Raw genomic sequence first — 10,775 nt, forward strand, 5'->3', positions numbered from 1 at the left:
TTTAACGGTCTTTAAACAGGTTGGCGAGATTGCCAAAAGGACTGTACTGCTCCTGTTCTTCTTCTGGTGAGGAGTAGACGAGCTTCGAGCCGCGGCTTTCCTCATCGTCAGCAGCATTATGAACTAATGTAATACGATCAAAATGGTACATGAAAACCTGTGCGGTGTTCACGGCATCATCCAGTGCCCGGTGTTGTTGACCGTCAAAGTCAATGTTGCACAATTCCAGCGCCTGAGACAGGCTCAACTGACGGTACTTTCCATTGGAACTAAACAGACGGGAAATCTGCTTCTGTATATCATTTGTATTATGAATCCATCCGAGATCTACATGATGGGTACGACAATGGGATACCAGCTTCTGACGGTCATCCGGGCCCCATGCGCATAAATAATAAGGGGAATCCGTACCGAGCCAGGCTATGAATTGCTTCACAGCTTCAGGGAATAGTGGGGCGGCATCAATGTCTCGTTGAGTAATACCCGTGAACTGAACGGTATCTGTAGAGAGTACAGGCCGATTCGAGGGCCTTACAAAACTGTGAAACGTATCCGCAACGTATAGGCCATCGTCTCCCTGAACAACTTTGACGGCACCGATATCAATGATTTCGGAGGAATATCTGGCGTTACGGCTAACGGTAAATTCAAGATCGTAAATAATGTATTGCATTTCTGGACTCCTTCCACACATATAACTGATCCCGATGGGTATCGGGACGAATGTTCTCTGCCCGAATGACTCTTCTCCATCATACCTCTCGGTTCACAACTTGTCAGCGGTTAAAAGGTTTGCTTTTAAAAAAAATATGCGATGTCCAAATGAGCTTGGACTATCGCATATCTAAAAACGCCTGACATACAGCAGCATCCGAAACCACTAGGATTCCGGACGCTGTTTTTGCTAGCTATTGAATTAGGCCGGGAGGTCTAACTTTTGTCCCGGATAAATGCGGTGAGGATTCTTCAACTTATTCAACTGCTGAAGCTGTTGCCAGGTGGTACCATGTTTGCGGGAAATGTCATACAGCGTATCCCCGGATTTCACAACATATACATGGCTATTTGTAACTTGTGCAGAGGCGGATGTCTGCTGTGGCTTGGCTGTTTGAGACTTTGCCGGTGCCGGTTTTGCGGGTGCTGGTTTCGCAGCCGGTGTAGGGACGGATTGCGGCTTTTCCTGCACAGGTGCGGGTGTTGCCGTTGAAGCAGATGGCGCAGCTTGTGTGGCAGGGACAGAAGTTTTACCATCAGCCTTGGCTTCTTGAATGCGACCGTCCGCTTGTACTTGCAGGCTAGCGGAGCCCACCTTTTGCATGTAGCGAATTAACGCTTCGTCAAGCGAGCCGAACATACCTGCCTGTGGATATTTAGCGAACATCGTATATTGGTCACCACCTACGGCAGTAAAATCATTGGTGGCCAGTGTGTATGTTGCCTCAGGATCAAGTGTCTTCCCGCCGATCAGGATGGAATGAACACGGCTCCCTTTGGCTGCTGATGTGTCTATTTTGAACGAGATACCTGATACCTGTGGGAAACCTCCGCTTGGCTCTGGATAGGAGGCTGTACCATTTTCCAGTGCGGCCTGAATGTCAGAGCCCTTCACTTTCAGGGTAACGATCTGGTTGCCGAAGGGCAGCACAGTGATGATGTCTCCCTTGGTTACTGTCCCCGTCTTGATGGAAGCCCGTATGCCGCCACCGTTCGTTAAAGCCACGTCTGCTCCCGAAACATCACGCATAGCATCGGTGAGCAGGTCGCCAAGATTGGTTTCACTTGCACGTACCTTTTCGCGTGCTCCTTCCAGATCCACACTTGTTTGCGTTACAACCTCTTTAAGAATAGGTTCCTGGTCCTTTTGAATGGAGGCGATCAATGCAGCAATTTCAGCGTTGGGCTGAACGTCGACTGCTTGAGTCGAATCAATCAGCTTGGCTTGCTTTTGCGTAACCTTACCGCCGTCGACCCATAAGTCCACAACACCCAGATACTTGGTGTATTCACCTGCGCTAGCGATCAATGTACCATTGTCACTAATCAAGCCTTTTTCCAGAACGGTATGGCTGTGTCCATCGATGAAAATATCAATGCCAGGCACTTCCTTAACTACCTTAAGGCTGGTGTCCTTACTAGACGCATCCTGCCCCAGGTGACCAAGAACAACAACGACATCTACTTTGCTGCGGATTTCATCAACAGCCGCTTTGGCCTCAGCCGCAGGGTCGGTGAATTGAATACCCTCAACATTTTTGGGATTAGTCTTATATGCTGTTTCTGGCGTAGTCAAACCGATAATACCGATTTTAACGCCGTCCACTTCTTTAATAACATAGGGTTTGAACAAACGTGTTCCGTCTGTTTGTTTAATATTGGCGCTGAGCACAGGGAACTGAATCTCCTTACTTAGCTTAACAAGATGCTTCCAACCATAATTAAACTCGTGGTTACCCGGAACCATAGCATCATAACGCAGCTTGTTAATCACTTTCACAATGCTCTCGCCGTTAACCAAAGTAGCGAAGGTCGTTCCATGAACGGTATCCCCGTCATCTAGCAGCAGTGTATTGGGATTGGAAGCCCGATACTGATCAATGATACCCGCCAGCTTGGCGAATCCCATTTCCTTGTCGTTTGCGACCACGTGGGCATGGGTATCGTTCGTATGTAGGATGGTGATGTGTTTACCGCTGACTGGAGCCGTTGCCGTTCCAGCTGTTCCCACATTGGTTGCTGGGTCTGCTGCTGCTGTACCGAGACAACCAAGTAGAAGCGCGGCAGTCGTCAGGATCGACGAGAGTTTTTTCCATGAGTTCATGTTGTTCCTTCAACCTCCCATAAAATAAATGAATTAGAGAAACCGCTTACGACCACATTTTATCAGATGATTGTAAAAATAACTTCTATTTTATATCAAAGCACTAAAATTTTTTGAGATATCGGTTGTTAAATCCACCGTCTAGTTACCTATATTGTAGAGGAAGTAATAAACAGTAACTCATGTAATGAGAACTAACGTTCTGTTTTGTAGTCAAAAAAAAGGGCAGTCTCTTTGGGCAGCCCGATACGGGGTAAATAGTGATCCAACGTTTCGTCAGCTAGTGGCGGTTTTCCTTCACTGAGCAAAAGCACGGCAAACCGATTGGCCTGTTGTTCAAATTTTCCTGGAGAAAAGTAGGAGTGCTCCTCCATAAAAAAGCGGCTAATGCCTTTATGCAGTCGGTCATGTCCCAATTCATGCGCACAGACGAACCGTTCCCATTCGGGTGTGAGGCCATTGTGGATAACGATAAATCTTCTACGCAGCTTGTGGTAATAAAGCCCTTTGGTTGTGGGGCCTAGATCGCAGTATCGGATATGGATACCCAAAGCTTTCGCAATATCGAAGGGGCAGTTGGTACGGTATTTTCGGACAAGTTTGTGAATGAGTTCGTTCATGCGCTCACCTACTATCCCTGATCTTTGCCCGCTTGGGGCTCTTTGGGCTTTTTATGTTTGTTCATCTGCTTGGCTTCCCAGAACAGACCTGTCAGCACGTCCTTGATCCGTTGACGGTCTTTTTCATCCAGCGGAATGCCATCGAACATTAATTCGTCGTCTTCCTCCAGCATTTTTTTAAAATCCCGGCGGTCTTTGGAGGTTGCCCATTCCGGCACAGTAGAACGATAAAGTTCATGTGGATTTTGCTCCATTGAATCATCATCTCCCCAATATCCGGCGGCCTTCATCATTTCGGTATAGGATACGCTAAGCGCGTCCGCTATTTTGCGGAGAGTGGAGGGTTTGGGGATTCCGCGCAGTCCATTTTCAATGCGGGAAATTTGTGAATTGCTTATACCTGCAGCATCTGCCAACTGGTTGATGCTCCATTGCTTGTGCTCACGCTGCTGTTTTAAGTAAGTTCCGAATGCTGGCTGTTCCACAATGGGGGCTCCTTTCTGCAAGAGAATCATAGATACTAGTTTTATTATACCATTAGGTAAATAGTAAAAGCACGTAATATGCCAAAAGGCATAGGAAAATAAAGCGAATATCCTGTTTTTAGAGCTATACTGCTTTTTTTGACGATGGATACCTATCCTAAATAATGTTATGTTATACTCAAGATACGAACAAAAGGGGAACACAATGTAAACACGAACGTTTTTCTATTTCAGGATTTTGCAAAATTCGATTCCAATCGCTTCGAAGTGCAAAATCCTCATTTAAAAATACATCATTGTCAAAAGGCATAAGATAAGGAGTGTTGCTTTACATGAGAAATAACTTACCCGAATTGGACCGTCGCAAAACGCAGAATGCATTGGAGGGTGTGTTTGAGAAATACCGAATTTATAAAACGATTACTTTTATGGATCGGGAGAGCTTTATTACGGCTGGCTATACGGATCGCCCGAACGGCCCAACGAATGTGACAAGCGATCCAACGGCCCGGACAGCCGTATATAATGTAGATGCTCCTGCCGCCCGCTTGGCCTACTGCGAAATGGTGGATGCCGTAGTGAGTCGCTTGAATGAACGCGAACAGCTGCTCATCCGTGAACGTTATTTAAAGGATGACGATGTGTTTGATTACAAGGTTTACAATTACGTACTGGACCCTCCGGTCAGCAAGGATACGTACACGAAGCTTCGTACGCGTGCTTTTTACAAAATGGCGCTTGCACTGGCGGACCAAGGCGTTTTAAATTTGGCAGGCTTGCAGAAGGGCGCGGATCGAAAACTGGGTTAATGTAATAATTATCCACTTGTTCTCATTTCTATTTTAAAATGGTTTCCTAAAAGGCCTTGATTTCCTGTAATAACAGGGATCAAGGCCTTTTTTTATAATAGGAACATATGTTCTCTAAAAACCTCCCAACATCATCCCTAGTCTCTGCTTTTATCGTCCATTTCCCCGGCAACGCATTCGTTATTAGGGTGTAAGATTATATCATCGGGAATCAAGACAAGAGGACATACCGAAGACACACACAGTCAAACGTTAGCCGGCCATTAGGGCCGGTTTTTTCATGCGGTGATCGTCTCTGTCGGTTCCCGGGAATTCGTTGTACAGAAAGGAGGAGTCGTGTTGCCTAAGCAAGGGATGCTGCAATGCATGAGTACGAGGCTGCGCCGGATGAGAACACGAAAGTGGAAAAAAGCCTGGCTGAATAGCCACAACATGCGAACGCAGGGGACGCAAAGGTGGCATGCCGCAGGATGAGACAAGCCTTTAAGCAAAAGCTCATTGAAATTATTCCAGCGCTGCAAGGGCGTGTATACGATGTTCAGCCACCGTCGCAGACGGCAGAGGAGCCGTATGCTGTTATGGCGCTGGGCGAGGAAATTTGGAAGTCTTCCTGGGCCGGCTATCGGCAGGTTGTTCGCATCAAACTGTACGCAGGACAAGCCGGGCTGGCGCAGGCTGATGTATGGGCGAATGCCCTGATTTCCGGGCTGCACCGGGAACCAGTGACAGGTGCAGGTGAGGACACATCGGCTTTTACCGCGCACTATTTGGGTGTGCGGGATGCAGAAAAGCTGGACACTGTTACGGGCAAGGCCTATAGAACGCTGCGTTTTGGCGTGTATGTGCCTGAGACGGAAGGTGGTTCGGCCGTTCCAGCAAACGGTGCTACACAGCCGGAAGAGTGGCTGGCCGCGCTGGTCCGCTGGACGCAGAAGCAACTGGGCGAAACGTGGTCGGTATACGCCGACGCTTGGCCCGCACAGCCGGGACGGCACGCGGTACTGTGGCGGATGAGCGGCTGCGAAACTAGGATGGCGGGAGCCTCCATGTATGAGCTGCGCAAACGGTTCATCGGGCATATTACCGCCCCAGACACCACTGAAGAAAACCGCGCAGCTTCCGCACTGATCGAGGGCTTTGCCGCTCAAATCCAGCTTCCTCTGGATCAGGACAAGGGCCGTTATATGTCTACAGCTGAAGCTTCAGCTGATTTGCAGGCAGATGCCATTTTAGACGGTCAGCTTCGGCTGATGCTGGTACAGCGGCGTATGCGCCCAGCCGAGGAAGCAGCGTTGATTCGCAGAGTGGAAATTCATCCTATTTTGAAATGAGGTGGTCCGAGTGACCTTGGAAAACCATGAGAAGGCCCCGGTATATGCCGGGCAGGAAGCAAGCGGCCCCCGCTATACGCTGGAGGAGCTAAAGGAGCACGCAGAACAATTGTTTTCCGTGAAAGAAGAAGTGCTGGCAGGCGCATTTTTTGGCACACAGGACAAGCTGTTTACGGTAGCAGAAGCACACACTAAAATCGAACAATTTATGAAAGCGAAGGTGGACTAATTATGGCAGGCGGAACATGGGAAAACACGAATAAACCGGTATTGCCGGGTTTGTATATGAATTTTCAGGCAGCAGCAGCTTCAGCAATTCAAGGTGGGTCACGTGGTACGGTCGTTGTACCCGTTAAGGCGAATTGGGGCCCTGTACGTGAGTTTGTAGAGATCGGCAGTGAAACGGCAATCAGCCAAATCTTTTCCGGTGACAGTCTGGACGGTGCGACCGCGTATTCGACGCTGTATCTGGCTTTGCTGGGCGGTCCGAAAAAGCTGCTAGCCTACCGTTTGGCAGATGATACAGCTGCTGAAGCATCTGTGACGCTGAAAAGCGGCGGTGCGACCCCGGCGGATGTGCTGCGCCTGAAGGCTTTGTACACAGGTAGCCGCGGTAATGGTTTCGCTGTAACTGTACAGCCAACTTTGGGTGATGAGCAAGCTCGTGAGGTGCGCCTCTATGAAGGAACCAAGCTACTCGGCACGTACAAAGGCAGTGACGGTACAGCAGCCTCTATTGCCAAGGCCATGAACGAGAACAGCGAAAACGTATGGGTGAAGGCCGAGGTTGTTGGCGACGGCGGCATTCCGGTGGATGTCAGCGGCGTACACCTCACTGGCGGCAACAGCGGCAATAGCAAGTTGGTTAATGCCGATTACATCGCGATGCAGGAGGCACTTGAAGGACAGGAATTTAATGTCTTGGCTCTGGATTATGCAGCTGATCTGGCATTGCTGCAAAGCTTTGCTGCCTGGATCAAGCGTGTCCGCAACGAAGGTAAAGGCGTAATCGCTGTATTCGGCGGTTCTGCGGCAGATGATGTGTCCAAAACAGCCGTCAGCTTGGCCTCTGCACGTTCCCTGGCGCTGAACCATGAAGGTATCGTGAACGTCGGTACAGGCGTACGTCTGGCAGGTACGGACTACAGTTCCGCCCAAACGGCTGCTTATGTAGCCGGGCTGATTGCAGGCCAACGTCTGAATCAATCGGCAACGTATGCGGTTACACCTTTTGAGGATGTGACCCGTCGCTGGACACGTTCCGAGCAGGAGCAGGCAGTCCGTAATGGTGTCTTCCTATTGTTCTTCGATGGTCGTCAGGTCAAAGCGCTGCGTGGCATCAACAGCTTGGTGAACCCGGCTGCTGGACAAAACAATGCATGGAAGAAAATTCGTTCCATCCGTGTCATGGATGCTATTAATGCTGACTTGCAGCGTGCAGCCGAAGAGACTTACATTGGCAAAATCAACAACACGGTGGAAGGTCGTCTGGCGCTTATCGGTGCGATCAAAGAATACCTGGCACAGCTGTCGCTGAGCAACGTCATCGAAGCAGACGGCTACGATGTCATTCTCGACCCAGCTTACTACGGAGATGCGCCAGTTATCAAACCGGAGCCGGATCAAGTGTTCCTGCAATGGAACGTGAAGCTCACCGACGTGATGGAACAACTGTTCGGCACATTTTACGTGCAATAAATAAGCATTTTACGTGTATAAGCAATTCGCAGGCAATCAGCAGAAATGGTGTAGCTTGTTAACAACGAGGATTTTGTGAAATCCCGAACTATATTATGAATCATTTTGAGGAGGAAAAAGAAATGTTGGATGCTTCAAGAGTCATTTTAGGTACGTATGGTCAGGCGCATGTGGACGGGGTGTGGCAGACGAATATCAACAAGCTGGAAGCCAGCGTGGAAATGGAAAAACGCGAGCTGAATCTCGTGGGCAATGAGTGGAAGGTGCACAAGCGCGGTATCAAAAAGGGAACGGGAACAATGAGTGGCTACAAGGTCACATCCGATATGATTCGTCGCGGTTTTAACCGTTTTGAGATTATTACTAAATTGGATGATCCAGAAGCCTTCGGACATGAAAGTATTCGTCTCATTCGTTGCACTGCTGACAAAATCCAACTGGCCAACTGGACAGCAGGAGAAGAAGTACAGGAAGAAACGACCTTCACCTTTGAAGGTTATGAGCTGCTTGATCCGATTGTAGCAAACTAAATTGGAAGACGGGGGATGGGATGCTGTCAAGCGTTCCGTTCCCCAAATACAAATGAACAATAAGGGAGAATGACTTATGAGCTTGAATGAGAATATGACAGAAGAACAAATTTTGGACAGCCTGTTTGAAGCTGCTGAAAAACTACCTGAGGAAACGGTCCGCATCAAGCGCCTCGACATGAAAATTGTGCTGCACGGCCTGACCTCCAGTAAGGTGGACAGCATTCGTGAACGCTGCACGATTCGACGGACTGTGAAAGGTGCAGTGGATGAGAAGGTAGATACTGAAACGTTCAACGCCTTGTTGATTTCGGAAGCTACTGGAAAGCTGGAAGTGAAGGGCCTGTCCCTTAACGGTTGGGGCGATCCCCGGATTACAAGCCGCTTGAAGCTGTCCGGTGGCGAACAGTCTGTCCGCCGTATGCTGCTGGCGGGTGAACTGGATGCAGTAGGGGATAAGGTGCTGGAACTGTCCGGTTTTGGTGTTGAGATTGCTGATCTAAAAAACTAATCAGCTCCGGGGGAATGACGACGATGCTGTACCACTTGTGGGTCCGGCACCACCTCCGCCCCGGAGACTTTTGGCGGCTTCCCCGTGGTGAGCGCATGCTGCTGCTGGCGTTTGCCGAACAGGAAATGGATAGCATAGCAGCTTCAAAAGCATAAACAAGGAGGTGAACATGATAGATGGCAGAAGCATTAAATTACCGCATGAACCTTGTGATTGATCCTAAAAACGTCATTAAGGCGAACAGAGAATTGCGCGCAATGGAACGCTATTTTGAGCGGATTCAAGGACGTGTGTTGAAAATCGGCCGCACTCGCATGGCCCCGGAAATTGTGCTGAACGATATGGCTTCCAAAGGATTGGATAATCTGTTGAACAAGATTAACCGGGTCAAATCCCAGATTATTAACGCCTCGGGGAATGTAAATGTGAAGGTGAATAGCGGCACTGCTAAAGTAGGTCCGGTTAAGTCTGATAACAACCTGAGTACGGTTTTGAAAGCAAATACTACTGCTGTAGAGGCCAATACGGCCGCTATTGCGGATTTAAGTACTAAGTTAGGCTCTCTGAAACTCGGTGGTGAGACGAAAGAAGAAGAGCCCAAGGGTTTTTTAGAAAATCTTAAAGACACCCTCGGGGGTGTCAAAAAGTTTGGCGAAGGCATGAAGGGATTTTCTGAATTAAAAACTAAAGCCAAAGATTTAAAAAAAGTGTGGACTGAAGCTGGACCAGTCGGGGGGACTACAAAAAGGCAAAAATTAGTAAATGGAGCAAAAAAAATATGGAATAATAAAGGTAGTCTAGGTAAGGCTGCTGGTGAAGTTCTTGAAAGTTTCGGCGGTACTGGAGATATGCTGGAAGGCGGAATGGATTTTTTTAAAGGCGGCGGTGGAATAATTGGGAATATTAAAAGTGGTGGCAGTACTGCTATAGATGCAGTTTCTAGCGCCGCTTCTAGCATTATAAACCCAAGCACTGCTGGTGCAGCTGAGGAAGCTGGATCAGGCCTATTTAAGAACTTTTTAAAAGGTGGAGCAAAAAAACTGTTGGGACCTTTAAGCTATGGAATGGATATTGTGAACATCGCGAAGGCTACCTCCGGTAAAGAACGTGCAGAAGCTATCGGTTCCACAGTTGGTGGGACTGCTGGTTCTGCATTAGGCGGAGCTATAGGTTCATTTTTGCTTCCGGGTATTGGTACTGTGGTTGGCTCTACACTTGGGGGTATGGCGGGAGACTTTGTTGGTGGAAAAATTGGTGGATTAGTCTCAGATTATGGTCCAGCCATGATAGACAAAGCGAAGTCCGCTGGTAAATTTCTTGGAGAAAAAGCTTCCCAGGTCACAGGTTGGCTTTCGGATAAGGCTGGAGACTTCGGTAAAGGCTTTTCTGATTTCTTTTCTTTTGGTAAAAAAGATGAACCTAAGAAAGAGCCAGCTAAGCCGCCTGAAGTACCTAAACCAGCAACCTCTAAACCAGCAATCCCACCTCATTCGAATTTAGGTAAGTCATTTGAGCCCTTAACGCCTATGGCTATAAATTATAGTGCTAGTGCAGTTGCAAACGTACCTCCGCAACCAGGTGCAAAAGGCGTCCCTAATCCTTATGGACCGATGGCTATAGCTAACCAGGGAGTCAATCCAAACCCACTACTAAATACTGCGGCTCATGCGAACAATGGAGCCAAAGCTAAAGGCAAAGGTAATGGTAATCCGACACCTCAAGTAGTTCAGATCAGTCCTGAACAAATGGGAACACTGTCTGGCTTTTTGAAGGATTTTAAAACGGAAACCACCAACCAATTCAATCTTCCTGCGGGGGCTGTACAGGTCACTGTACATGAGAACAAGCTGGATGTGGATGGGCTTATTACGCAAATTGGCTACCGTCTCAAAGCTGAAATTCTGCGTGCAACGCAGAACACCAAGCCAGCAGGCGCTGGAGCTATGTAATGGAGTAGATGGTAGCAACGGGGA

The 10,775-nt window shown here is 48.4% G+C and carries 11 protein-coding genes; 7 read left to right on the forward strand and 4 right to left on the reverse strand.

What is annotated here, in order from left to right; all coding sequences use genetic code 11:
• Position 1: 1 nt before the first annotated feature.
• The 4 genes from ACUUJN_RS05785 to ACUUJN_RS05800 all read right to left on the reverse strand — a co-directional run bounded on the left by ACUUJN_RS05785 (position 2) and on the right by ACUUJN_RS05800 (position 3,923).
• Positions 2-673 (reverse strand): 3'-5' exonuclease, encoded by a 672-nt coding sequence (locus ACUUJN_RS05785; RefSeq protein WP_023987369.1) that lies wholly within the window; start codon positions 671-673, stop codon positions 2-4.
• A 243-nt stretch (positions 674-916) separates the two neighbouring features.
• Complete coding sequence (locus ACUUJN_RS05790; protein ID WP_484669375.1) at positions 917-2,818, reverse strand: 5'-nucleotidase C-terminal domain-containing protein; 1,902 nt, start codon at positions 2,816-2,818, stop codon at positions 917-919.
• A gap of 194 nt (positions 2,819-3,012) precedes the next feature.
• Positions 3,013-3,438, reverse strand: coding sequence for an ImmA/IrrE family metallo-endopeptidase (locus ACUUJN_RS05795; protein WP_013309116.1), 426 nt, complete (start codon positions 3,436-3,438; stop codon positions 3,013-3,015).
• Between the two features lie 11 nt (positions 3,439-3,449).
• Positions 3,450-3,923 (reverse strand): helix-turn-helix domain-containing protein, encoded by a 474-nt coding sequence (locus tag ACUUJN_RS05800; protein ID WP_028543151.1) that lies wholly within the window; start codon positions 3,921-3,923, stop codon positions 3,450-3,452.
• Positions 3,924-4,255: 332 nt separating this feature from the next.
• Between ACUUJN_RS05800 and ACUUJN_RS05805 the strand changes: the two genes are divergently transcribed.
• The 7 genes from ACUUJN_RS05805 to ACUUJN_RS05835 all read left to right on the forward strand — a co-directional run bounded on the left by ACUUJN_RS05805 (position 4,256) and on the right by ACUUJN_RS05835 (position 10,751).
• Positions 4,256-4,732 carry an ArpU family phage packaging/lysis transcriptional regulator gene (locus ACUUJN_RS05805; protein WP_013309118.1) on the forward strand — a complete coding sequence of 159 codons (477 nt, stop codon included), beginning with the start codon at positions 4,256-4,258 and terminating at the stop codon, positions 4,730-4,732.
• A 470-nt stretch (positions 4,733-5,202) separates the two neighbouring features.
• Complete coding sequence (locus tag ACUUJN_RS05810) at positions 5,203-6,063, forward strand: hypothetical protein (protein WP_484669376.1); 861 nt, start codon at positions 5,203-5,205, stop codon at positions 6,061-6,063.
• Between the two features lie 10 nt (positions 6,064-6,073).
• The gene (locus ACUUJN_RS05815) at positions 6,074-6,292 is read left to right on the forward strand and encodes a YqzN/YkzM domain-containing protein (RefSeq protein ID WP_013309120.1); all 219 of its coding nucleotides are present in this window, start codon (positions 6,074-6,076) and stop codon (positions 6,290-6,292) included.
• A 2-nt stretch (positions 6,293-6,294) separates the two neighbouring features.
• The gene (locus ACUUJN_RS05820; protein ID WP_023987375.1) at positions 6,295-7,761 is read left to right on the forward strand and encodes a phage tail sheath family protein; all 1,467 of its coding nucleotides are present in this window, start codon (positions 6,295-6,297) and stop codon (positions 7,759-7,761) included.
• Between the two features lie 122 nt (positions 7,762-7,883).
• Positions 7,884-8,291: a phage tail tube protein gene (locus ACUUJN_RS05825; protein WP_013309122.1), complete on the forward strand. Its 408-nt coding sequence runs from the start codon at positions 7,884-7,886 to the stop codon at positions 8,289-8,291.
• Positions 8,292-8,367: 76 nt separating this feature from the next.
• Positions 8,368-8,802, forward strand: a complete 435-nt coding sequence (locus ACUUJN_RS05830; RefSeq protein ID WP_007429164.1) for a phage tail assembly chaperone — start codon at positions 8,368-8,370, stop codon at positions 8,800-8,802.
• 176 nt (positions 8,803-8,978) lie between these two features.
• On the forward strand, positions 8,979-10,751 hold the full coding sequence (locus ACUUJN_RS05835; protein ID WP_484669377.1) for a hypothetical protein: 1,773 nt from the start codon (positions 8,979-8,981) through the stop codon (positions 10,749-10,751).
• Positions 10,752-10,775 lie beyond the last annotated feature (24 nt).

It is taken from the genome of Paenibacillus sp. LRG-1 (assembly GCF_057220305.1).